Source organism: Neobacillus sp. Soil_C_43 (assembly GCF_057656715.1).
The window spans coordinates 57,480-81,575 of the sequence record NZ_JBDGJV010000014.1 but is presented as its reverse complement, the minus strand read 5'-3'; the positions used below and the strand labels follow the sequence as shown (position 1 = coordinate 81,575).

27 protein-coding genes and 2 pseudogenes are annotated in these 24,096 nt (G+C 36.2%); 14 read left to right on the top strand and 15 right to left on the bottom strand.

Features of this window, described 5'->3' with window-relative positions:
* Window positions 1-92 precede the first annotated feature (92 nt).
* Entirely contained in the window at window positions 93-977 is an 885-nt protein-coding gene (locus AC3A54_RS17895) for an AraC family transcriptional regulator (protein WP_487655525.1), read from the top strand.
* A 46-nt stretch (window positions 978-1,023) separates the two neighbouring features.
* Here the strand turns inward: AC3A54_RS17895 and AC3A54_RS17890 are convergent, their stop codons facing one another.
* Window positions 1,024-1,371 carry a hypothetical protein gene (locus AC3A54_RS17890; protein ID WP_487655524.1) on the bottom strand — a complete coding sequence of 116 codons (348 nt, stop codon included), beginning with the start codon at window positions 1,369-1,371 and terminating at the stop codon, window positions 1,024-1,026.
* A gap of 174 nt (window positions 1,372-1,545) precedes the next feature.
* Between AC3A54_RS17890 and AC3A54_RS17885 the strand changes: the two genes are divergently transcribed.
* Window positions 1,546-1,800, top strand: a complete 255-nt coding sequence (locus AC3A54_RS17885; protein ID WP_487655523.1) for a hypothetical protein — start codon at window positions 1,546-1,548, stop codon at window positions 1,798-1,800.
* Between the two features lie 110 nt (window positions 1,801-1,910).
* Entirely contained in the window at window positions 1,911-2,210 is a 300-nt protein-coding gene (locus tag AC3A54_RS17880) for a DUF3243 domain-containing protein (protein WP_487655522.1), read from the top strand.
* Window positions 2,211-2,270: 60 nt separating this feature from the next.
* On the opposite strand, the gene AC3A54_RS17875 is transcribed toward AC3A54_RS17880, so the two are convergent.
* Window positions 2,271-2,510: a hypothetical protein gene (locus AC3A54_RS17875; RefSeq protein WP_487655521.1), complete on the bottom strand. Its 240-nt coding sequence runs from the start codon at window positions 2,508-2,510 to the stop codon at window positions 2,271-2,273.
* A 367-nt stretch (window positions 2,511-2,877) separates the two neighbouring features.
* On the opposite strand from AC3A54_RS17875, the gene AC3A54_RS17870 reads away from it, so the two are divergent.
* Entirely contained in the window at window positions 2,878-3,813 is a 936-nt protein-coding gene (locus AC3A54_RS17870; protein ID WP_487655593.1) for a DMT family transporter, read from the top strand.
* Between the two features lie 15 nt (window positions 3,814-3,828).
* Complete coding sequence (locus tag AC3A54_RS17865; RefSeq protein WP_487655520.1) at window positions 3,829-4,401, top strand: cysteine dioxygenase; 573 nt, start codon at window positions 3,829-3,831, stop codon at window positions 4,399-4,401.
* A 54-nt stretch (window positions 4,402-4,455) separates the two neighbouring features.
* On the opposite strand, the gene AC3A54_RS17860 is transcribed toward AC3A54_RS17865, so the two are convergent.
* The 5 genes from AC3A54_RS17860 to AC3A54_RS17840 form a co-directional block, all read right to left on the bottom strand.
* Window positions 4,456-6,066, bottom strand: coding sequence for a DUF4352 domain-containing protein (locus tag AC3A54_RS17860; RefSeq protein ID WP_487655519.1), 1,611 nt, complete (start codon window positions 6,064-6,066; stop codon window positions 4,456-4,458).
* Window positions 6,063-6,932, bottom strand: coding sequence for an ABC transporter permease subunit (locus tag AC3A54_RS17855; RefSeq protein ID WP_487655518.1), 870 nt, complete (start codon window positions 6,930-6,932; stop codon window positions 6,063-6,065). The genes AC3A54_RS17860 and AC3A54_RS17855 overlap by 4 nt, the downstream gene beginning before the upstream one ends.
* Before the next feature lie 194 nt (window positions 6,933-7,126).
* A complete protein-coding gene (locus AC3A54_RS17850) occupies window positions 7,127-7,798 on the bottom strand; it encodes a GNAT family N-acetyltransferase (protein WP_487655517.1) in 672 nt (223 codons plus the stop codon).
* Window positions 7,799-7,814: 16 nt separating this feature from the next.
* Window positions 7,815-8,486, bottom strand: coding sequence for a GNAT family N-acetyltransferase (locus AC3A54_RS17845; protein ID WP_487655516.1), 672 nt, complete (start codon window positions 8,484-8,486; stop codon window positions 7,815-7,817).
* Between the two features lie 31 nt (window positions 8,487-8,517).
* Window positions 8,518-9,381 carry a carbon-nitrogen hydrolase family protein gene (locus AC3A54_RS17840; RefSeq protein WP_487655515.1) on the bottom strand — a complete coding sequence of 288 codons (864 nt, stop codon included), beginning with the start codon at window positions 9,379-9,381 and terminating at the stop codon, window positions 8,518-8,520.
* A 244-nt stretch (window positions 9,382-9,625) separates the two neighbouring features.
* On the opposite strand from AC3A54_RS17840, the gene AC3A54_RS17835 reads away from it, so the two are divergent.
* From AC3A54_RS17835 to AC3A54_RS17825, 3 genes are read left to right on the top strand one after another with little or no spacing between them, the layout of a single operon-like run.
* Complete coding sequence (locus tag AC3A54_RS17835; RefSeq protein ID WP_487655514.1) at window positions 9,626-11,107, top strand: spore germination protein; 1,482 nt, start codon at window positions 9,626-9,628, stop codon at window positions 11,105-11,107.
* A gap of 7 nt (window positions 11,108-11,114) precedes the next feature.
* Entirely contained in the window at window positions 11,115-12,236 is a 1,122-nt protein-coding gene (locus tag AC3A54_RS17830; protein ID WP_487655513.1) for a GerAB/ArcD/ProY family transporter, read from the top strand.
* Entirely contained in the window at window positions 12,233-13,324 is a 1,092-nt protein-coding gene (locus AC3A54_RS17825) for a Ger(x)C family spore germination protein (protein WP_487655512.1), read from the top strand. Before AC3A54_RS17830 ends, AC3A54_RS17825 begins: the two co-directional genes overlap by 4 nt.
* A gap of 61 nt (window positions 13,325-13,385) precedes the next feature.
* On the opposite strand, the gene hxlR is transcribed toward AC3A54_RS17825, so the two are convergent.
* The gene (hxlR, locus tag AC3A54_RS17820) at window positions 13,386-13,751 is read right to left on the bottom strand and encodes a transcriptional activator HxlR (RefSeq protein WP_108669074.1); all 366 of its coding nucleotides are present in this window, start codon (window positions 13,749-13,751) and stop codon (window positions 13,386-13,388) included.
* 150 nt (window positions 13,752-13,901) lie between these two features.
* Between hxlR and AC3A54_RS17815 the strand changes: the two genes are divergently transcribed.
* Window positions 13,902-14,891 carry an NADPH:quinone oxidoreductase family protein gene (locus tag AC3A54_RS17815; protein WP_487655511.1) on the top strand — a complete coding sequence of 330 codons (990 nt, stop codon included), beginning with the start codon at window positions 13,902-13,904 and terminating at the stop codon, window positions 14,889-14,891.
* Window positions 14,892-14,933: 42 nt separating this feature from the next.
* On the opposite strand, the gene rpiA is transcribed toward AC3A54_RS17815, so the two are convergent.
* The 4 genes and pseudogenes from rpiA to AC3A54_RS17795 form a co-directional block, all read right to left on the bottom strand.
* Window positions 14,934-15,602: a ribose-5-phosphate isomerase RpiA gene (gene rpiA / locus AC3A54_RS17810; protein WP_487655510.1), complete on the bottom strand. Its 669-nt coding sequence runs from the start codon at window positions 15,600-15,602 to the stop codon at window positions 14,934-14,936.
* A 57-nt stretch (window positions 15,603-15,659) separates the two neighbouring features.
* Entirely contained in the window at window positions 15,660-16,667 is a 1,008-nt protein-coding gene (locus AC3A54_RS17805; protein WP_487655509.1) for a DUF3231 family protein, read from the bottom strand.
* Window positions 16,668-16,946: 279 nt separating this feature from the next.
* The gene (locus AC3A54_RS17800; protein WP_487655508.1) at window positions 16,947-17,429 is read right to left on the bottom strand and encodes a hypothetical protein; all 483 of its coding nucleotides are present in this window, start codon (window positions 17,427-17,429) and stop codon (window positions 16,947-16,949) included.
* A gap of 125 nt (window positions 17,430-17,554) precedes the next feature.
* Window positions 17,555-17,701 (bottom strand): annotated as a pseudogene (locus AC3A54_RS17795) (phosphogluconate dehydrogenase (NAD(+)-dependent, decarboxylating)); the annotation flags it as partial.
* Window positions 17,702-17,957: 256 nt separating this feature from the next.
* Here AC3A54_RS17795 and hxlA point away from each other — a divergent pair.
* The 4 genes from hxlA (at window position 17,958) to AC3A54_RS17775 (ending at window position 20,607) form a co-directional block, all read left to right on the top strand.
* Complete coding sequence (gene hxlA / locus AC3A54_RS17790; RefSeq protein WP_487655507.1) at window positions 17,958-18,590, top strand: 3-hexulose-6-phosphate synthase; 633 nt, start codon at window positions 17,958-17,960, stop codon at window positions 18,588-18,590.
* 8 nt (window positions 18,591-18,598) lie between these two features.
* Window positions 18,599-19,156, top strand: coding sequence for a 6-phospho-3-hexuloisomerase (gene hxlB / locus AC3A54_RS17785; RefSeq protein WP_487655506.1), 558 nt, complete (start codon window positions 18,599-18,601; stop codon window positions 19,154-19,156).
* Between the two features lie 114 nt (window positions 19,157-19,270).
* A complete protein-coding gene (locus AC3A54_RS17780) occupies window positions 19,271-19,990 on the top strand; it encodes a 3-ketoacyl-ACP reductase (RefSeq protein ID WP_487655505.1) in 720 nt (239 codons plus the stop codon).
* Between the two features lie 188 nt (window positions 19,991-20,178).
* Entirely contained in the window at window positions 20,179-20,607 is a 429-nt protein-coding gene (locus tag AC3A54_RS17775; RefSeq protein WP_487655504.1) for a cell wall hydrolase, read from the top strand.
* Between the two features lie 90 nt (window positions 20,608-20,697).
* Here AC3A54_RS17775 and AC3A54_RS17770 read toward each other — a convergent pair whose 3' ends face one another.
* The 3 genes and pseudogenes from AC3A54_RS17770 to AC3A54_RS17760 form a co-directional block, all read right to left on the bottom strand.
* Complete coding sequence (locus AC3A54_RS17770; protein ID WP_487655503.1) at window positions 20,698-20,856, bottom strand: YuzK family famiily protein; 159 nt, start codon at window positions 20,854-20,856, stop codon at window positions 20,698-20,700.
* A gap of 242 nt (window positions 20,857-21,098) precedes the next feature.
* Complete coding sequence (locus AC3A54_RS17765; protein WP_487655502.1) at window positions 21,099-22,310, bottom strand: GNAT family N-acetyltransferase; 1,212 nt, start codon at window positions 22,308-22,310, stop codon at window positions 21,099-21,101.
* A 143-nt stretch (window positions 22,311-22,453) separates the two neighbouring features.
* Window positions 22,454-23,050: pseudogene (locus tag AC3A54_RS17760) on the bottom strand (DNA-3-methyladenine glycosylase); the annotation flags it as partial.
* 181 nt (window positions 23,051-23,231) lie between these two features.
* Here AC3A54_RS17760 and AC3A54_RS17755 point away from each other — a divergent pair.
* Window positions 23,232-24,092 carry a peptidylprolyl isomerase gene (locus AC3A54_RS17755; RefSeq protein WP_487655501.1) on the top strand — a complete coding sequence of 287 codons (861 nt, stop codon included), beginning with the start codon at window positions 23,232-23,234 and terminating at the stop codon, window positions 24,090-24,092.
* Window positions 24,093-24,096 lie beyond the last annotated feature (4 nt).

Here is a 24,096-nt window from a genome sequence, read left to right as displayed (position 1 = left end):
TCTAAAGTATGTTGTTTTCGCTCAGTAAAAAACTATACTATCTTGCGGTTGATGAATTATACTGCTAAAGCAACTAATTGGAGGATGCGATGATGGAAAACTCTATAAACAAAGTTTTCAATGAGGAATATGTAGATACACCTTTGAAATTTATTACACCCCCAGTCCTTGCCTATTCCGGGCAGGTCGGAGGAAATCCCAACTGGAATTTTCCAAGTCACAAGCACGATGATTTAAGTGAGATAATTTATATTTGTGAGGGAGAAGGAACCTTTATTATCAATAATAAAAGTTATACTGCAAAAGAAGGCGACATTCTCATATACAATTCGGGGGTCATCCATGAAGAATATTCCAATCCAATTAACCCGCTCAAAACCTTTTATTGCGGTGTCTCTAATCTCGCTATTGACCAGTTGAACGATCTTGATATTATTCCTTCAAATCTAGAACCAGTGATCCGGAAGAATGAATATTCAGAGCAAATCGGAATCTATTTAGAACATATATTTGAAGAATCCTCCCTGCTAGCAGCGGGTTATGAAATGATATGCCAGGGCTTGTTAACCTCTTCCATTGCATTAATTCATAGAGCTATTAAGCTGCAACATTGTAAAAGTGAAACAAAAGAAGCCCATACCCTAGCCCATCGGATAAAAGAATATATTGATAAAAATTATAAAAAAAATATAAAGCTTGAGGACATTGCAGATGAATTATTTATCAATAAATACTATCTATCCCATGTTTTTAAGGAACAGATGCAATTGACACCGATCAATTACTTAATTAATCGAAGAATGGGAGAAGCAAAACACTTGTTAGTATCAACAGAGTTAAAAATCGGGGAAATAGCAAGAATCACGGGGTACGATAATCCAAACTACTTTACGCTACTATTTAAAAAGATAACAGGAGAAACACCTAAACAATTTAAGGAAAGCCATCGAAAAAATCTATATTATCATAATAATTAATGCCAAAAAAAGAGGAGATCTTTTAATTAAAATAAGTTCTCCTCTGTCATTTATTAAAGGATAAGCTAAGGTTTTTTAATGTATGGATTCTTGCCGTAAGAAGGAATACATCATCGTAATTATTTTGTACGTATTCATCGATAATGCTCATCCCTTGACGAAACTGGTCAAGCAGATAATAGGTGTACTTCCCGTCCCAGTCGAACTGATTGATTCTAAGTAATTCATCTGCAATGATTTGAAACTTATACTCCTCTGTTAGAAGCTTTATTTGAAACAATTTATCCGCTTGAACCCTGAAATTATTTTTATTTTCATGTTTCTGCTTAAGGAATTTTATAAAGCTATTGATATTTTCAGCAAGAAGAATTGCTTTATTCCTTTCGTGTATCATCTCTTCCTCTCCTCTCTTTTAAAACTAGACCTTTATGAAAAGTGTATGTATTGAACCGTTATTCTACCATTCTATGTCTATCTAAAATAATCTAGACTAGTGTAATAACCCTTGCCATTTTCTATTATTTTCATATTTTATAGTAGGTCCTATTGGAAAGGGGGGAATGTCAAGATGGATTTAACCTTTGAGCGTGCACAACAATTAAAGCTAGTTGGAAAAATGGTACGTTTTCGCAATGCGAATGGCGATTGGGTTGTAGGTAAAGTAACAAATATTAATAAAAATGGACTAGAAATTGAGGAATATGGAAATCGCAGTTCCAGTGACGGCTATGGATTTGGTTTCTTTGGTCCATCACGTTTTTTTGGATGCCCTCGCTTTGTTCCTTTTATTAATGTATCGCTTTTCAGTTTCTTTTTCTTTTAATTGGATGAGATTTTATAATTGTTTACTAGGTTTCATTTTGGAGTACACAGGGAATGTATAGGATAGGAACATTGATTCACTGTTATACATCCAAAATAGGAGTGATTTGCATGGACAAGCAGGTAAATGAGCAAACAATTGAAAACCAGATTTACAAAAACGGTGATTCCTTAACAAGCTTTGATGATTTCAGGGAACTTCTAAGTGGTAAAGTTAGATTAGGAGAAAAACTAGGGATGGACGAAGAGCAATTAGCCAACTCAGCACAGAAAGTAGCAGATTACCTAGCAGCTAAAGAGCCGCCTAAGAATTCCGAAGAGCGATTATTGCAGGAACTCTGGAACGTTGGTACTGAAGAAGAGCAGCATAAACTGGCACATATGCTTGTCCGTTTAGTTCAAAAAGATTAAGAAAATATAAAAACAGGTTTGGTTTGCTAATAAACCAAGCCTGTTTTTATGCCGACACAATTAAAGCACCAACAAATATTGAATATGGTTCGGTGGGATTGGAGTAATTGCCATAATATGATAACCGATACTTAAGAATTGTGCTAAAGTTTCTGCACAGTTATGCCTTGGAGGCTCGATTGGTGCGTGAAAACTTTTATATAGATTGATCAATTGATTGTCTGTTGTACAGTGAAGTAAGACAACATGCCTGCCGGTCCAAGGTTGACCAATGATAGGTTGTGGATGTATTTCCCTCATATTGAACACCTTCGTTAATTGATACATTATATTATGAAAAACCACTCGTCCATAGTTCTTGAGGAAAAATTATGGTTGAATTTTCTTTAAGATACTTTGATAATTTTCTTCACTAATAATCCCCAACCATTTACACAAGTAGGAATTTATTAAAATTTTCCTCTTCACTCTTCTAGATATATACATTATGAACAACTCCGCTTTTTCTACATTGTATGTAATTGAAGCAAAAAAGTTTCCTTAGGTAAAAAAAATTATCCTAACCCAAAAATACTAGCAGAACAAAATAATGTGTAAAAGAATATCACCTCGAACATTTTCTCGTAGGACAAGCATAAAATTGAATAACAATCATTTGCTGAAGGGAATGCTCATCGTGACTACTAGCAAATCCAGGTTATCTGCTTCAATGTACGCGACCATGTCAATCAGTTTTTGGGGAGTTTCATTTGTATCTACCAAGGCAGTATTAGGAAAGCTTGATCCTTATTCGTTGCTTGTCCTTCGATTTGGGATAGGCTCTTTATTTTTACTTCTGTTGTTACTTGTGTTGCGTACCCGACTATTCATTTCTTTAAAACATCTGCCACATTTAATGATTTTGGGCATTCTTGGAGTGTTCGTTCATCAAGTGCTTCAAGCAACAGCTTTGTTAACGATTCATGCTTCTTCTGCTGGATGGCTCATTTCGTTTTCACCCATCTTTACAGTCATCCTCTCTCTTTTCTTTTTACATGAAAAAATAAGTTTTATTAAGGTGGCAGGAATGGTCCTTGCAATGACTGGAGTACTTCTAGTCACAACGACAAGGAGTGGACACTCCTTCCAACTAGCTATGAATATTGGCTTTTTTCTCATGATGCTGAGCACGTTAAACTGGGCTGTTTATTCAGTGCTGTTAAGAAGCTTAAAGCTCCCTTATCCTCCCCTTCTAGTGACTTTTTATATGAGTTTACTAGGCTTAATTCTCACAACACCTTTTATCATAAGGAACAGAGGATGGGAATCTCTTTCCCTTTTAACCCATACGGAGTGGGCTCACTTGTTGTTTCTAGGTATATTTGTTTCAGGTATCGCTTATTGGTATTGGGGAAAAGCGCTAGAAGTTCTCGAAGCTTCAAAGGTCTCGATGTTTTTATATTTAGAGCCACTTACCACCTTAATTGCTGCGATATTGCTTTTAAAGGAGAAAATTTTACTCATAAGTGTTGCTGGAGGAATCATAATTATTATTGGAGTCATCATTGTTAACGGACATCTGATGCCTATGTTGTTCAATTTCTTTAAGAAAAAACGACTATAGGAGGAGAAAAGCTTCATGACTTTGACAAATAGGATTAAGAAGGTTTTGGATTCGTTAAGAAGCCCATCAAAGGATGAATTAAAAGAGGCACTATCAAGGCTTAATATAAAAAACGATGAACTTGCTGTCTTGCCAGAACCTTCAAAGGGTAAACCATACAATCGAAGACTTCTTTATAAAAACGATGAAGTTGAATTGCTTGTGATGAACTGGTCCCAATTAGAGTGTGCCCCACATGACCATGGCAATTCCCATGGTTGGATCCAAGTTCTATCCGGTACTTCGCTTAATTCAGTTTATGAGGTAAAAGAGAACGGTTTGCCCACTGAATTATTTCAACAATACCATCATAAAGGAAAATATTTTTATGCACCGAAGAAAGCTATTCATAAAATGCAAGCTTCGCATAGTTCGGATTTAGTCACACTCCATCTATACTCCCCTCCCATCACCGGTATGATTGTCTATGACCTACAAAAATGTGCTGCCTGTGTGGTATCCGATGATTGCGGAGCGTGGTGGCCGGATGAACAATATCAGAAGGTGAAAGAGATACAACTAAAAAGGGCTGAAATTATTGAAGAATAATAGCTTGAAAAAACCCTCTACAATTATTGTAGAGGGATACTCACTATTAAAAATCTATTGTAAATCAATAATTGGGCCATTTACTTGCTGATAGGGGACGAATTCAAGCTGGAACTTCCCCCCCATTGGTAATTCATAGGCAAGAGTACCAGTGACACTACTGCCGGGTGCTAGTTCACCTGACGAGAGAGTTGTGTCAATATCAATCATCAAGAATGGCTGAATATAAAGTTTCCCCTTGCTATCGGTAACACTGAAGAAATGAGGTGCAAACCGCACTTTCTCGTTACCCGTATTTTTAAGTTCAACTGTTATGATGAAAAACTCATTCCCTGCCTTTGGCTTTTCTTTAGGACTTCCTTGTGATTTTTCTACCTTTGATACCCTCAATGTTGCATTAGTCAGTTTAATTTCTTCACCAACCACATATGGTTTCTGTATCACTGGGGTGGAAGTCTCTTGTGCTAGCGGCGAATTGGAAGTAACCGGCTTTGTGTATGTAGATTTTTTATTGGCACTAGTCGGCTCCGGAATTTTGGCCTTCCCTCCTGGTTCATATACAGTCACAACCCCTATTAAAATTACCACTAACCCCCATATCAAACCTTTACTGTTTATATATCTTTTCTTAAATTCTTTACCAACCTTCTCCGAATATCCATTTGGTTGTTGTTCTTTTACCACAAACTCAAAATGATGCTTCTCCAGTTGAATTGTTGAAGGAAACACTGCTTCTTTTTTATCCTTCTCCCCTTTCAGTACTAGCGTTCCATTCATCTGCTCTTCTAGTTCTTTTCTCATCATATTCACAATTAAAATAACTACGAAGAACCCTAAAATAGGAACAAAGATCATCCATGGTGCTCTCATAAAGTCATGAAAATTCTGGCCAATTAATCCAGCCCACTCATTGGTTAAAGAAGCATCTTTCGGCGGTTCTTCATACCCAAACGTCCCCCCAATTGTCTTGCCGCCAAGAAAAAACGAAAAAATCCCTAAATGCATCGTGATCTGCAGGGCGCTTAGTAACTGCTGGAAAGTAAATAAAACTCCGTAAGATCGAAAATAGGGCATCAAGTGTCTTCGGATAATATGAAACTTACTGGCCCCCATCAAATACGAACTCTTCACAAAGGATGTTCTGACCAATTCATCTGTAATCTCAGATGCAAAAATAGTAACCGACGGGAAACCAAGAAAGACTAACATCAAAATCTGATATGTAACAACCGAGGACATGGGGCTTTCAAACGAGCCATTCACCGGCAACATTAATACAATTCCTATGAATATGGTCGGAATATATCTAAAAATAACGAAAAAGTCCTTAAAATACTTTTTCAAGTATGGTGCATATAGGGATAAGAAAACGCCCATTGCACCTCCAAACACAACTCTTAAGAGCGCAACAACAAGTGCAGTAACTAGGGTATACTTTGCGCCATACAACATAAGCAAATGCATATCCTGTCCGTTACGATCCGTTCCCATAATATGTTTAGATGACGGTGGAAACGGAGCTCTTCCATGAACATTGCCCTTCTCATCGGTAACTAAGATTTGTTTATTAAAATCCATTGGTCCGTAAAGGGGGTATAAATAACTTGCTAGAAAAAGAAGAAGGAGGAGTACTACTCCGATCGTTGTTTTTTTATACTTCCTCATAAACTAACACTCTCCTTCCCTTTAAAAAACGTAAGCACCAAGAGACTTATGGCTTCTATGATCAAAAGAGGCAATGTAAACAGTAAAAGACATAAGACCAGTAATAAAAACTCTCCCATTCCCATCGCGACCGGAAAAGTTTTCGTAAAACCATTAATGTTAAACATGAACTCCAAAAGATAAAGATTGGAGAGAATAATCCAAATACTTGTTCTTAGCTGAATGATTAATAATGGTAAGAGGTTACGGATCATATGTACAATTAATATCCTACTTTTCCTAATTCCTTTAGCCTTTAGGTATAAAACATAATCCCTAGACTCTTCCCCCTCCAGGGCTTTAATAAGAAATTGCATAAAAAACAGGGTTGGAAGGAAAGAGATCGTTACAATAGGAACAAAATAGGGCATGTGACCAAAGATGCCATACAACTGTAAAAACTTAAGTCCCGTAGATTTATAGAGCGTGATTACGAAAAACATAAAGAGAAAAATAACAAGTAAATCCGGAACAGACTCAAAAAAATCAGTCACTTTCCTAAACAGCTTCCCTATTTTTTTAGATGCCATTTGCACCATTACCGCTCCCAGAATGCCAATAATAATAACTACCAATAAGGATGCGATTACAATGGTCATCGAATAACGATAGCTTTCAGCCATATGCATTTGTTCAATCAAGTCACTAACTTGAGGATTGTTAATTTGAGTCAATTTTTGAATATTAACCTCAACAAATTTCCAAAACGGTTTAAAGTTAATCGAAAGTGTATTCCCTATTCCAATTAAAGTTGGCAATGCAAATACAAAAAGGATTCCTGAAACCATGAGAAATACCCTAAGGGGCAGATCCAAATATTTTTTCATTTTTTACCTCACTCACATTTATATTGTCCGATATAGATAACCAACCCTCTAAAGGAATTAGACGTGACTGAATTGGGTTTTTGTTCACATTTTTGTAAAAAAAATGAACTTTTTTTCATATTTCTCTTTTTTTACAAAAAAAGCTTGCCGACTTTAGTCTAAACTTCGACTTAATCAGCAAGCTTTTTCAATCATTAAAAATATAATAATGCCACTTTCTCTTTTGCTTCTAAGTTTTCAATCATTGCGTACCAAGATTCTGGTTTATTTGATAATACGGTATAATAGCGTTTCAAAAATTTGACTATTAAATCTGTATGCAGCTCATTCATTTCTCCATCCATTTGGAGAAAACAAAGGTCCAAACCTGATACAGCTTCACCATCATTGTTCCAAGATGGGTGAACATATGTGAAATCAAGACGCTTGTAGCCAAGATGTGACAACACTTCACGACGAACATAAGGATCCATCGGCTTAACACCGCCAAATTCATAATGATCGACACGATATGGATCATAGATTTCAGCAAACATACCCATTAATTTCTTCCCATTCGCTACTGCTAATTCATTCAGGTCTTCTAATCTTTTATTTGCTAAAAATGGCCCGATCCCCAAGCCTGCTTGACCAATGATGGTAAAGTCAGTCATAGCGACATTAAAATCTTCATAATAACGGTACTCAGTCGCACCCACTACTTTTCCATCATGAACAGCTACAAAAACACGGATACCCGGATCTTCTAACGGTTCTTTCCAAAGATCAAATTCTAGTACTTCTTCTGGAGGAAAAACATCTTGCATTAATTGATGCATTTGTTTAAATAACGGGTCATTGATATTATTAATTCTAGTAAATTCCATTGGATCATCTCCTTTATTATTTTGAACTGGAAAACGGATTTTTCCATTCCATTAGCGTCCCATAATTATAGGACTCTTTATCTTCTAAATAATTCGCCACTACTTTTACTGGGGTACGTCCGCAACGGAGGAGAAAAGTAATAACTGGATCCTTCAACTCTCCTTTTACCACGGCTTCAATATATTGTTCTGGTGTCATATCATTTGCATGTTTGTGATACCCTGGCATTCTACCTCCACCAAGCAATCTTTCCATCCCCAAATGAACAACCACATCATACATAGAAAACATCAACCACTTTCCTAATCCCAATTTCCGAAAAGCTGGACGGACACCTATATCTACAACGTATAAGGTACTCCCTTTAGGATTGTGGTTCCGGATATAACCATTATCCGTTATTTCTTCCCAGGAATGTTCTGGATGTTGAGAATCAAATTCGACAAGAAGTCCGGTCATAGACCCAGCTATTTCACCATCCACTTCGATACATAAAGCTCCTTGTGGAAAAAGAGTCACATGGTTTTTCAATTGCTCTTCATTCCACCATAATTCAGATGGAAATGGAGGAGGAAAGCTTTCCTGTTGAATACGAATTAAGTCAGGAAAGTCCTTCTTTTCATAATTTCGGATGACAACTGGAACAGGTTTGTCTTGGTCGAAAACGAAAAATTCTTTTCGATACATGAGGATTCCCCCATTTCATTGTATAAATCAGCTATTTTGTTTCCCAATCAGGGTAAAGATCTGTACGTCGATCACGCCATGTAGTAACAGAACCCTTTTCACGAACTTGGTATAATAGCTCTAAATTCAAGTCAGCTGTAACGATCATATCCTGATTAATCTCACCTTCTACCAAAATCCCTTTTGGAGGGAATGGAATGTCATTTGGTGTGATAACGACTGCCTGCCCAAAATTGGCCCGCATGAAATCGACGGTCGGCAGCGAGCCGATCGTACCCGTAGTGACAACATAGACTTGATTTTCGATAGCTCTAGCATGACTTGTGTAACGGACACGATGAAAGCCGTGGCGATCGTCTGTACATGATGGGCAGAAAATAACATCTGCCCCTTTTGCCTTTGCCATACGAACGATTTCAGGAAATTCAATGTCATAACAAGTTAACATGGCAATGGTCCCTTTTTCTGTTTCAAAAACCTCTAACCCTTCACCTGGACTCATATTCCACTCATTTACTTCTGTTGGTGTAATATGAAGCTTAGCTTGTTCTGCCACACGTCCATCTGGATAAAACATATGTGCAACGTTATAAAGGCGATCACCTTTACGAATTACATGAGTTCCACCAATTATGTGCATCTTATATTGTTTTGCAAGCTCGATAAATAATGACCGGTATTGATCGGTATAATCAGGTAGTTCTTGAATGGTTAATACTTCCCCTTTATCGTTGCCAATTGACATTAACTGTGTAGTAAAAAATTCAGGGAAAATGATAAAATCAGATCCGAATTCTTCTGCTGTTTTTATATAATGCTCCACTTGATCTGCAAACTCTTTAAAAGAGCTAATGGTGTGTAGATGATATTGAACTGCTGATACTCTCAATTGCATTTAATCCCCTTCTTTCTATTTGTTTTAATCATTTAATCCTATTATTAGGGAAATGTAAAATTTGAACAAGTACGCACTTTTTCATTACATAGTGTAAAAAAGTATACTGTAAAATTTATATAGTTTACCCTACCTTATTTTATTAGGATAAAATAATCTTTTCTTTTTCATACTAAAAGGAAGAATTACCATTACACTTTTTCTAAAGTGAACAAATGGCAGCTTATATCAGTGGAGGATGTTTATGTTTTGGAAAAAGGGGAAAAGCATTGCTAATGATAGTAGTGACACACAACAACCTGTGCAAAGGAAGATATCACTAGACTCTCTTAAACAGGTTTTAGACAATATGGACGATGTAGAGATAATCGAACGCACTACACTTAACGATCAAAAAGTTGTCTTAATCTATTTAAGAACCTTAATTGACCAGGATCGTTTGAATGAATCGATAATAGAACCTGTTATCCAATGTCCACATGCCTTGATTTACGAAAGCATAGCCACACCTAAAGTAATGAAGATCCAATCACTTGAAGAGGCACAGAGATTACTCCTCACCGGTGCTGTACTTCTGAATGATTGTATCCAAGAACAATGGTTGGTCATTCCTCTTCCTAACGAATTAAGTAGGGGGATTGAAACCTCTGAAACAGAAACAATTTTATACGGTGCAAAAGATAGTTTCACTGAACAATTAGATCCAAATATCACCCTTATACGCAGAAGACTTCCTATTACTGAATTAAAAACAGAGAAATATAAAGTAGGTTCATTAAGTGAAACAACGGTTGTCCTAATGTACATTGACGGGTTGACCAATCCTGAATATATATCAATAGCAAGAAAGAAAATCTCTGAAATTAACTTTGATTTATTTTTCGATTCATCTCAGGTAGCGGCATTTATGGAGGAACATCATCACAGTATTTTTCCACAATTCCAACAAACTGACCGCCCAGATGTTTGTGCTTATTCCTTAGGGCTCGGTAAATTAACTATCTTGGTAGAGAACACACCGTTTGTATTAATTGCACCAATCACCTTTTTTCACCTTTTCCAATCACCTGAGGATTATATTAATCGTTGGCCGGTTGCAAGTTTTTTAAGACTTATTCGATATTTAAGCTTTTTTCTGTCCGTCACACTGATACCATTTTATGTTGCACTAACAACCCACCATTATCAAATGATTCCCTTTCAAATACTATTTGTTATAGTGGAATCTAGAAGTAAACTACCTTTTACACCCTTTTGGGAAGCAATAGTGATGTTAACTATTCTTGAAATCATAAAAGAAGCGAGTTTACGGATGCCGACCAAATCAAGTCAAACCTTAGGGGTGATTGGTGGTATAGTTATCGGTCAAGCAGCGGTTCAAGCGGGTTTTGCGAGCAAAGTATTAATTGTATTAGTTTGTATTTCAACCATCTCCTCATTTTTAGTACCAAACTATTTGATGACGAAGGCAAATACACTTATTCAATTTGGTTTTCTTCTCCTTTCATCCTTTTTGGGTGTTTTTGGCATTGCCATGGGAGCAGTTGCCATTTTGGCACATCTAAATGGTCTTACTTCCTTAAAACAACCCTATTTTTCACCAATCGCTCCATTTTACTGGAAGGACTGGATCGATCTCTTTATTAGAGGGCCTTTAATAAACATGAAATCCCGTCCGGATCATTTACACCCTTTACAGAAATGGAGATACAAACGAAGGATGTGATTCAAAGTTGACCACATTTTCCTTATTTGATAAATCATCTAAATTTGACGGAATCTATGCCTTTTTCATCGTCAACCGTTTCCAAATGCTTTACCTATTTTTTTTAATGCCTACCTACTTATTACACCCTTTTATGATTTGGGGCATTGTTGCAATGGCAATCTTTTCCCAACTCAATATAATGCTGTTATGCAAATGGCTAGAATCAAATTATGCTAAAAAGGGATATCAAGGTTTTGTAGAGCTTTTTGGTGTTCGAATGGTAAGGCTTTTGACTTTTATAGGCCTTATATTGATACTAATCAAAATAACGGTGATCACACTCGGATACTTAGAAGTCATTCATGATTTTATTTTCCCATCAATGAATTCAAATTGGATTATTTTTTTCATTCTTCTTACGAGCTTCTATGTTGCTTCACTAGGAATGAAAAATACCATACGGTTTGTGGTAATTGTTTTTTTATGTGTTTTTTGGATAATTTTTTTATATTTTCCCTTTTTTATTCCACCAATCGCTGCATTACATGATTTGTATCCCTTGATACCAACAAATTGGACAACTGATTCATGGAAAGGATTGTTACTCATTTGGTCTTCTTATTCAGGACCAGAGTATTTAATCTGTTTAATTCCTTGGATCAAACCACAACAAAAAATGAGTAAATATTTAACCTATGCGAATGCTCTTTCTACTTCAGAGTATTTGCTATTGTTTATTGCGAGTTTATTCTTTTTCGGTTCAAATTATTTAAGTAAAAGTAAATACCCTATTATTCATATGATTCGATACTTACAATCTCCCATGTTTGAACGACTGGATATTATCCTGATTTCACTTCATATGTTTTTATTGGTGTTTGCTATATCAATTTTCTTGTTATGTATATATGGGGCTACAAGAATCATCCTAAAAAAAACAAGTACCCAACCTTCACGTATGGGTTTAACTGTCACTTGTATTATGTTATTTCTCTGCTTTGTAATTGTGAATAATTGGATTTGGTCCATTGAAACCAAACAGAATATTCTCCTGAATATTCAAATATGGTTAAGTGGAATAACTTACTCTATCGTCCCAACATTCTTGCTCCTATTGACAAAGCTAAAAGGGCGTGTAAAAGCATGAGACGGCAGAAAATGCTTTTAGTTTGGGGAATCTTTGTTTCATTAGTCATGATTCCAGGATGTGCCCCATTTGTTGAGAACAACACAATTGAAGATATTGCCCCTGTCACTTTTTGGTCAATTAGTAAAGGCGAAAAAGGAAAAATAAAAATGAGTACAATAGTCCCTCCATTAGTAAATGAGCCAAAAAGCTTATTAACACTAGATGTTGATCTCCTTAAACAGGGAGGAAAAGACTTTAATTTAAGATATTATCGTGAATTGAAGGTTGGACAACTCCGTTTGTTTTTAATTCATGAGGAATTAGCGAAACAAGGGATTATTCAGTTGATTAACACGCTTTTGACAGACTATGATGTTTCGCAACGAATGTATTTAGTAATCGTTAAAGGTAATTTTGACGAATATATTAACAGACAAGAAAAGAAGCAAAGAAACCTTGATTATTATCTGTATCGGATGCTAAGACACTATGAGAGGAAAAAACAAGGTGAAATGACCATTGTCAATTTGCATGAATATAAAAATAAGCTGTTTTCACCATTTTCAGATCCCGTTCTTCCTGTTTTCAAAGTAGCGAAAGATAACTTTACTTACGTGGGGACTGCTTTTTTTAGCAATGATAAATTAATAGAAACGGTCACAAGTACCGAAGATCAAATATTTCAACTTCTTGACAACGATCACTATTTGAAGTTTTTTCCAATACCTAAATTAGATGTGGTTATTGGACGTCCACGCTCAAGAGTAAATGTGGATTTAGATAAAAATCTTTCCCTAGTTACAATAAACGTGAAACTAAATGGAAGAATTGAGGAATATCAAGGTAAAAAAAATATCCTCAACGGAAATGAACTGATGCAGCTTCAGAAGGAAATTGAAACTGAATTAGAAATGAAAACTACGGACCTCATAAAAAAAATGCAAGACCTGAAGGTGGATCCTCTTCAAATCGGGGCACACACCCTTAGCCCCTTTTCCAAATCCATCAGCGAAAAGGTATGGTTATCCGCTTGGGGAAAAATGAAAATAAAAGTTAATTATCAGCTTTATTTTGAGGCATTACAAAATACTAAAAATAATTATTAAATTATCATGAAAAGAGGTTGACCTCCTTGGCCGGAGTCAACCTTAGATTACCAGTTAAAATTCACCTAATCGACTCTTGTCTTACTAAAGGATTCAACCCAGCAGTTTCCATATAATCTTTTCCCCAGTTATACATAGCATCGAGAATCGGCATCAAGCTTCTTCCTTGTTCAGTAAGGGAGTATTCTACTTTTGGAGGAACCACGGGATAGACTTCGCGTTTTACAATCAAGTCTTCTTCCAGTTCTCGCAATTGATTAACTAGCATTCTCTGCGTGATCCCTGGCATAAGAGCTTTCAGTTCACCAAATCGCTTTGTTCCCTCTTTTCCTAGATGCCATAGTATAAGCATCTTCCATTTACCACCGATAACGGAAAGAGTTAATTCTTTTTCACAATTAAACATCTTATCCTGCATTCGCGACATTTCACATCACCTCCATATTTATTATACCCCACAGTATACTTTTTTCACTATATAAAATAAAAGTCTGTACTTGTAATATCCTTCCATACATTATATATTAGCAATGAAAATATAATTCTATTCTGCTGTTCAAGAAAGGAGTTAAAGAAAATGGAACAATTTAAAGCATTGATGATTGATAAAAATGAAAACGATTTTTCTGTTCAAGTCAAAAATATTACCTTAAATGAGTTACCTCAAGGTGATGTTTTAATCAAGGTTTCTTATTCTGCGATTAACTATAAAGACGGTTTAGCTAGTATTCCGAATGGAAAAATCATCACAAACTATCCCTTTATTCCAGGTATTGATTTAGCAGGGGTAGTCGTATCCTCTCAAGACCCACGTTTCCGTGAAGGGGACGAAGTCATTGCAACAAGCTATGAAATTGGTGTTTCCCATTATGGTGGTTATAGTGAATTTGCCCGAATTCCTGGTGATTGGATTGTCCCATTACCAAAAAATTTAACATTGAAAGAATCAATGATTTTGGGGACAGCAGGTATTACTGCAGCCCTCTCCATTCAAAGGTTAGAAGATAACGGTTTAACACCAGAAAAAGGCAAAGTTCTTGTTACAGGAGCAACTGGCGGCGTAGGTAGTTTAGCTGTTTCCATGCTTTCAAAAAGAGGATACGAAGTAGTCGCTAGTACGGGTAAAAATTCCGAGTATACTTTTTTACATAAGCTTGGTGCAAAAGAGATTATCTCTCGTGAAGATGTCTTTAACGGTAAAATAAAAACTCTTGATAAACAAATTTGGGCTGCGGCGGTTGATCCAGTAGGGGGAGAGACACTTGCATCCATCTTAAGTAAAATCCAATACAATGGTTCTGTTGCGGTCAGTGGTTTAACTGGTGGAGGAAGCGTTCCTACCTCCGTGTTTCCGTTTATTTTACGTGGCATAAACCTTCTCGGTATTGATTCTGTTTATTGTCCAATGGATGTTCGGCAAGAACTATGGAATCGCTTGGCAACCGATTTAAAACCTTCTACTCTTTCTGAAATTATACAGAAAGAAATTAAACTTGAAGAATTACCTGAAAACTTGCCTACTATTTTAAAAGGACAAGCAAGAGGTAGAATCATAGTAAAGATTTAATAAAACAATAGAGAGGGACCCAAAGTCTCTCTCTAAAGGAAATTACTTTCTTAACATGACAACATTTTTTTCTAGATCCAGAGTGATAACTAAGTCAGTCATTCCAACAAACAACCCATTTTCAACGACTCCCGGTATCATGTTAAGCATTCGTTCTAACGTCTCAGGCTGAACGTGCTCAGGAATTCGGCAGTCAAAAATATAGTTTCCATTATCAGTAATAAACGGAGTTTCACCGTTTAATCGAATTTCCGGGACTAAACCAATGGCTCTAATATGTTTTTCCGTCATTTCATAACCGAACGTAATAACTTCTACAGGCAATCGAAACGCACCTAATTTCTCTACCCTTTTAGATGAATCAACTACAACAATAAATGTTTTAGCTGCTCTCGCAATGATTTTTTCTCTTAAAAGTGCGCCGCCTCCACCTTTGATCAGTTCCAATTCTGGATTGACTTCATCTGCTCCATCAATAGCAATATCTATACTTTCTATTTCCCTAAAGCTAGTAAGTGGAATGCCTAATTCTCTAGCCAATTCTTCCGTTTGAACAGAAGTTGGAATACCTTTAATGGAAAGGCCTTCCTTCACTAGCTGACCAAGCTTTTGTATGGTATAAAAAACTGTCGAACCCGTACCAAGCCCCACAACCATGCCATCTTTAACAAACTCTGCTGCTTTTTCACCGACTATTTTTTTATCAACCATTTTGACACCCATCTTAACTAGGTCCTTTCTTTTTCATAAAGCATAATTATCATTGATCTAATTCTTTGCCAAACTTTCGTGATCAGTGGCAGAGGGAGGTTGTTCCATCCATCCCTTTTCTATTAATAGATTTATACCATCTTCAGCAATTAAGGCAATTTCGGTATTCATTCGTGCGTAATCTGCCGTTAAGTCTCTTCTTTGTCCCATTGATAATGCCTCACTATAATAAGCAATTGCTGCAGAAAGCAGTGTCGCTATATGAAATAGCATAAGTTTATCTGAAAAGGGTGGAACTGTTGAATCTGTTACTTCTGTTTCAAATAACTTTGGAACATGAAGATTCTCCTCTTTTAACATTGAACTTAAAATATCAAAGTGTTTAATACAAAGCTTACGAGCACGGTCCATATAATCTCGTACCTCTTTAGATTGACAAACTTGACTGAATCCTAACTCCAATACCATTTTCACCATTGTTTTCTGCATATTAAGATGCACACCACTGATTTCAATTGCGTTAATAGGTCTACGTTTCCCGAACCAACCAGTTAAATAATTTTCCTTCCTAACAAAATCAATCTTTTGTTGATTGTTTAAAGTAGGAGGTTTGTTAATAATTCCCTTATTTAAGGAAACACTAGTTACCCTATCATATAGTTCCAATGTTTGCGAAGTACATTCAATAAAGTATTTTCTTACATCCTCTCGTATACAAACACTAGTGGCACCAGCATATCTCGTCAAACCGCGAATTGTCATAATATGTAAATAAACAATCTTAAATGTATCAGTAAATAAACTAGGAGCGTCTACTGTGACATCTTCGTCTGTAAAGCCTATTGGAATTGGAAGATTTTCTAAGGATAAGAATTGCTTCGTTTTTTCTAAATGAGTTTCTGATAATTCTAAGGCAAATTCCAGTAAATCGCGAATATCTTCATCCTTTACATCATGTAACAAATAGCGAAGAATACATCGTGACAAACTGTCATTAACATATTGTGACCAAATGACAGCATTTTCTGATGCATTAATTTTAGTATGGTGATTAACTTGTTCCATTTTATCATCCCTCCTAGCTATTACAGATTAGGATAACCATTTACCTTAATAAAATTTGTTAAATGTTCCTGGCAAGATAAATATATTATCGTTATCTTACTCATGTTTATTAGGGAATCTTATATGATTGGAAAAGTTAAACATATTTTCCTGATAGGAAGATGCATTACAAAAATAGAAGCAGAAGTTAAATAGGGAATTCATACCGTTTGAGATTCCCTATTTAACTTTTCTAAAAAACATACTCCAAAAAAATTATCTATCTGGTTATTTCGGAAACTAGTGAGATCTCTCAATATGAGCACTTAAAATGTCTTCTGTTGTGATTTCAAGTAATTTCTCCAGGAACCTTATTGTTCCTATTATATTTTCCTCCGTTTTAACGTTTTCCATTTTCTTAACAGCTATCAAATCATTAAGAACTTTTCTGAAAGCATTGCTTTTTATTAGCCACTCTCCAATCAGTTCCTTTGTTGCAGATCTTTCAAATTCATTTTTCACAGCAAATAAACTTTCTGTTTTTGTTTCTATTATAGTAATTGCATTTAAATCTGAATTCATACGCATCTTAAAATATCTCTTTTCACTATTATAATAATTTTCATTTCTTAACCGAAAATACTCTACACCTATAGTGATTTCGTAAAAAGAAGCTGTCTCTATAACATATTGAATGTCTTTCACTTCAACATTTTTCAATAGATCTAGATAAGTTTCTATACCATACTGAGTATTTATCATTTTTGCATCCAATACATTCATGAACTTCACATCCTTTTCTACCATCATATTCATTGTTTTCATTACCATTTCACAAATAATGAGCTATTTTTCTTCACCTATTTTTATTAACTCTTTTTCTATTAAATGTGACAGATGTAATTCTGTTAGTTTTTTTCAACAACATGTCCACCAAATTCGTTTCTTAATGCAGCTACCACTTTACCTGTAAAAGTATCGCTGTCTAATGAACGGTAACGCATCAAAAGAGACATTGCGATAACAGGAGTGGCTGCTTGTAAATCTAAAGCTGTTAAAGTTAATAGTAAGACTATATAAGCCGTTTGTCTTATAGTATACTTTTTAGCACTATGTAAAATAAAAATGCGTACTTTTATTGTTGTTATATACGTAGTATACTTGCAATTGTTCAGCGAGAGAACATGATATCCCTTATTGCTGGCTGGTACAGATAATGCACTATAAGGATAATATTACTGTAAAAGTATTATTTCCCTTTGGGAACATTATCACTGTACAACAATAAAAAAATTATAGGAGTGAATATAGATGGAATTACAATTAGCATTAGATTTAGTCAATATCCCAGAAGCAATTCAGTTGGTAAAAGAAGTGGAGGAACATATTGATATCGTTGAAATCGGAACACCTGTTGTTATCAATGAAGGTCTCCATGCAGTAAAGGCAGTAAAAGAAGCATTCCCTAATTTAAAAGTTTTAGCAGACCTTAAAATTATGGATGCAGCTGGTTATGAAGTAATGAAAGCTTCTGAAGCAGGTGCTGATATCGTCACAATTCTTGGAACTGCTGAAGACATGTCAATTAAAGGTGCTGTTGAAGAAGCGAAAAAACAAGGTAAAAAAATCCTTGTTGATATGATTGCTGTAAAAGATCTTGCTGGACGTGCAAAAGAAGTGGACGCTATGGGTGTTGATTATATTTGTGTTCATACTGGCTACGATCTTCAAGCAGTTGGAAAGAACTCTTTTGAAGATTTACAAACCATCAAAGGTGTTGTAAAAAATGCTAAAACTGCAATCGCAGGTGGTATTAAGTTAGAAACACTTCCAGAAGTCATCAAAGTACAACCAGACCTTGTCATTGTAGGTGGCGGGATTACTGGACAAGCTGATAAAAAAGCTGCTGCTGCCAAAATGCAACAAATGATTAATCAAGGGTAATTCAGTTCATGAATACAACTCAATACCTAGCTGATATGATAAAAGAGTTAAATCGCTCCGTAGATTTAATTTCGAATGATGAAGCTGAAAAATTAGTTAATGGGATTCTTGAATCAAAAAAAATCTTTGTTGCAGGCGCAGGTAGATCTGGATTTATGGCCAAATCATTCGCCATGCGAATGATGCACATGGGGATAGATGCCTATGTGATTGGCGAAACAGTAACCCCTAACTTTGAAAAAGATGACATCTTAATCATTGGATCAGGTTCAGGAGAAACAAAAGGTTTAGTTTCCATGGCTGAGAAAGCAAAAAGCATCGGTGGGAGAATTGCAGCTGTTACCATTTTCCCTGAGTCCACTATTGGACAATTAGCGGATATCACAATTAAGTTGCCTGGCTCACCTAAAGATCAGTCGGAGAGTGATTTTAAGACGATTCAACCAATGGGCTCATTATTTGAGCAAACACTTTTACTATTTTACGACGCTGTGATTCTTCGGTTCATGGAGAAAAAAGGTTTGGATACCAATAAAATGTACGGTAGACACGCCAACTTAGAATAAATATATTATTCCTCGAGTTCTAAATAGGAAAGATGCAAGCTGTTTCCATGCAAGATTGCGGTCTTTCTGTTAGAATGAAATACTTCAATTTGTAATAATTTTAGGAGTGATAAAATGATTTCTTTAAATGGAAAAACTGCAATAGTTACTGGCGCAGGAAGAGGCATTGGACGTGCTACTGCTATCGCCTTAGCAAAAGAAGGCGTTCATTTAGGCCTAATCGGCTTAAATATGTCTAATCTAGAAAAGGTAGCTGCTGAACTAGCACAATTTGATGTAAAGGTTTCTGCAGCAACAGCAGATGTGACCGATCTTGAATCCGTTACCCATGCTGTTGAGCATATCAAATCAGACCTAGGAGCAATTGATATCCTAATCAACAATGCTGGTGTTGCAAAATTTGGTGGGTTCCTTGATCTCACACCAGAAGAATGGGAAAAAATCATCCAAGTAAATTTGATGGGTGTGTATAATGTAACAAGAGCAGTACTGCCTGGTATGATTGAAAGAAAATCAGGTGACATTATCAACATCTCTTCATCTGCTGGCCAAAAAGGTGCGCCTGTTACAAGTGCATACAGTGCTTCTAAATTCGCTGTTTTAGGACTTACAGAATCACTCATGCTCGAAGTAAGAAAACACAATATCCGTGTTACGGCTTTAACACCAAGTACGGTCGTAACTGATTTAGCCATTGATACAAATCTGGTTAAAGGCCATGAAGAAAACGTTATGCACCCAGAAGACCTTGCCGAATTAGTCGTGGCTAGTTTAAAACTTAATCCAAGAGTTTTCGTTAAAACAGCTGGACTATGGTCAACAAATCCATCATAAAACGAAGCAGATCCACTAGGGTCTGCTTTTTTAGTTGGTACGAATTACTCTCATTTGTATCAGTTATGCTCATTTTGTTCTAAGTGTACGAGCATTTTAGTTCGGAGACATGCACGAAAATTCTCCCTATTCATAGTGTGTCTAAAAGAATGTTATGCAAGGGCATTCAAAAAATGGGGTGAAACGCAATGGCGGTTGTAAAAGCAAGAAGTTCGGATATTGATCTTTTAGCGAGGTTACTTCGAGCGGAAGCTGAAGGAGAAGGAGAAATGGGCATGCAGCTTGTTGGGAATGTAGGTATTAATCGTATACGTGCAAATTGTTCAGACTTTAAAGGACTTCGAACAATTCCACAAATGATTTACCAGCCTCATGCCTTCGAAGCTGTTCAACATGGCTATTTTTATCAAAGAGCCAGAGAACGAGAAAAACGTTTAGCTCGTCGAGCAGTTGATGGAGAGCGATTCTGGCCAGCAAAATTTAGTTTGTGGTATTTTAAGCCGCCAGGTGATTGCCCTCCAACTTGGTATAATCAACCTTTTGTAGGAAAGTTCAAAAATCACTGTTTTTATCAACCTAAAGCAGAGACCTGTGCAAACGTTTATAATACTTTTTAAAAAATGGCCATTTAAGATTAATATACTAAAAAAATACACCTTTGAATGAAAGGTGCATTTTTTTATTTAGAAATGATCTTTTACCCTAAATTATATCTTTAAGCGATTATTAAAATGAATAAGTCTATCTAATTCAGCAACCATTCTACAACACTGTAAATAATCCTTTTTACGTCGTTTTTCGACTTTCATTCTCACTGAATGATGTCTTCTGTATTCTTCATACCCTACACCATGAGAACTACGCATCGCTTTTTCCATTTCGCTCGTATAACTTAATTGTAAATGATTAATACCCAATCATTCCTTTCAGTTCTTTTCACTTGGCGAGTTGTTCTTTAACGTAGTTTTTATCTTATCACCGACTTCTAGGGAACACAAAGTCGAAAAAACGTTGTAATTTGCTGTAATTGGGAATGTCATCCGCTCACAGGAAGCTATCACTGCCATCCTTGGTTTTATATCCATATCCTTCCAAATGATACGTTTTACTAAAAATAATCCGAAAAATATGGGATTTCTCGTTCAATTAAATTCTCTAATAATTCTACAGTCTGTTCATCACTTGCAAGTCGACCGATAACTGCCAAATAAGATGGTCTCTTGTAACCAAGTAACATGGTTGTAAGTGTCTGAATGTCCAATGAAAAATCAGGTGAATTTTCACTTACAAATAGCTTTCCTTGACCTTTGTCATTTACATGAAGTGTAAATATCCCCTGATTCCACTCCAGGATTGGATCATCTAGCATAAACGTCAGTTGGGTATCCGTACTAACTGCCTTAAAAGGATATTGAGAAATAAATTGTTTAATATCAACAATACGTGCCATGTAATAAGGAGTAATTGTTTCTTTGATATCCCCATCCTCTAGCCAAAATGCTAATGGATCATTCGTGAAGGTATTTCCTTCAACTTTTGACACCATTGAGAAATGAGCACTGATAAAATTCCAGAGCCCGGTACGCGCTTCTTGATGAATATATACCATTTCTTTTACATGTAACACATCTTTTGAAATCCAATATAGTAGGTAACCCTGAGGTTGGTGCGAGCGATCATAATAAACAGCAGCCGTTAAATCATCCAAATCCCATCTCCAGTATTCATCCCAAGCCAATTCATTTCGAATCATAGCCGCATGTCGCATACTAGAAAAATTCCTATAAACCCTTTGAATATCTGGATGCTCTGTATTTAATCTCTCCACATAACCAGTAACCTTTTTCACCTTTGGCAATTGATTGTCTCTGATTTCAAAGGTCATCTTATCAGAAATAATCTCCCAGCCTTTCCGACGATAAAAAGGAATCGAATATGGAAATAAATACGAAATGGATTGCTTTCTTTGCTGCATATCTGTAAGTGCCTGCCTCATCAACTTATTCATGAGTCCCATATTGGCATATTCCGGATAGGTACTAACACCTGTCAGCCCTCCCATCTCATATGTGCTCCCAAAAATATTCACTTGAAATGGATAAACTGCTAGTTGCGAAATCAGTTTTTCACCATCAAACCATCCCAACACATCTGCTTTTTCCAAAACTGGTAGCTTGGCTAATGCGATTTCACGTTCCTCCCATCCGACCTTTTGTAGTTCTTTTTTTGTCACTTGGAATACATATCGCAATAACTCATTGAACTGTTGAAAATGTCTGGTTTCCACTTTCCCCATTCTGAGTCTATCCAATCGACTCATCCTATTCCCTCCAAAGTTCGTGCAGCTTCGTTTATATTAAGGGTATCCGCATTCTTCTTCATCTATTTATTTTGGGCATGTATTAGGTATTTATGTGCAATCGCTCCTTGTTGTTTTAGAAGTACATATTCTGACTTTTGATGCCTTGAAACATATTTATTATTAGTAACCCAAAAGCGCCATGGAAAGTCACGTGCTTCACCAGCGTTATCAATTCCAATCCTTTTTCCAACTGATATGCTTTCCGGACAAAAACCCTTGGCAATATATAAAGGAGGAGATGTAAGGGGACGGCCATAGTCCTCTTTCGTAATGCCCAATGATTTCGTCAGTTTGCCAGGTCCGTTGGTTAAACTCGTCAGTTCTTCCATTCCTCTCCTACTTTTCATTAGCCCAATGCCGTACCAAGGTTCCACGGCGCGAATCAAAACGGCTTCAGGTTTTTCCTCACCCCCGCTGGTCACATTGAAAAGGCAGTGTGTATGCATCATATAAATGTAGGCAAGGCCGGAACGTTGAAACATGACCTCTGTTCTTGCTGTCCTCCTGTTTTGATAGCTGTGTGCGGCCCTATCACTCGGACCGATGTAAGCCTCAGATTCTACAATATATCCTGCTGCAATTCCCTCATTAGTTTCTTTTACAAGAAGGCATCCAAGTAAAGACTTTGCCAGTTCAAGAGTGGGCTGTTCAAAAAATTCCTGAGATACCGGAACGATTTCTTTATAGAATTCTTCCATTTTATGCCTCCATTATATTTTAATAATTTTTCCTAATAGTCTTGATCATCTCAACTGTCTTTGAGAAAAATTGGAAGCTGTTTTGTTTTGTGTTTATTCATAGCTTGTTCATTGTTTAGTCATAATCATTATGTATTATTGGTTTTATCTTCAATAGATTATGATTTTTAGGAGTGTAAAAATGAAAAAATTGATTCTTTCAGGACTTATTATCAGTGCATTAGGATTATCTGCATGTAGTAGTGGTAGTTCCTTAGTGAAGTCCGATGCAGGAAACATCACACAAGATGAACTATATCAGGCTATGAAAACAAAGTATGGAGCCCAAACGCTTCAACAACTTCTTGTAGAAAAAGTCCTTTCAAAGGAGTATAGCGTTTCTAAATCAGATATCGATGCAGAAGTAAAAAAATCTAAAGAGCAGCTTGGTGATCAATTTCTCCCAACCATACAGCAATATGGCTATAAAACTGAGGATGATTTCCGAAAAAGTGTAAAACTAAATCTGCTAGAGAAAAAAGCGGTGCATAAAACGGTTAAAGTGACGGATAAAGAGTTGCAAGATGCCTATGCTGCCTATAAGCCAGATATTCAAGCACGTCATATTTTAGTTGAAGATGAAAAAACAGCAAATGATATTGAAGCTAAACTTAAAAAAGGCAAGAAGTTTGAAGATTTAGCGAAACAATCTTCCAAGGATACTGCGAGTGCTACAAAAGGCGGAGATCTCGGATGGTTCGGCTCAGGCGTGATGGACCCTGATTTTGAAAAAGCTGCATTTGCCTTAAAACAAAACGAAATTAGTGCTCCGGTCAAAACGCAATTTGGCTATCACATCATTCAAGTGACAGGAATAAAAGAAAAACAACCATTCGATAAGATGAAAGTAACTCTCACAGATCAAGTGAAAGACTCGAAGGTAACGCAGGATATGATTCTCAAAGTATTAAAAGAAGAGTTTAAAAAGGCAGATATAAAAATCTCTGATAAAGATTTGAAGAAAGCAGCGGAATTCGCTACACCAGCAACAACAAATTCATAATGAA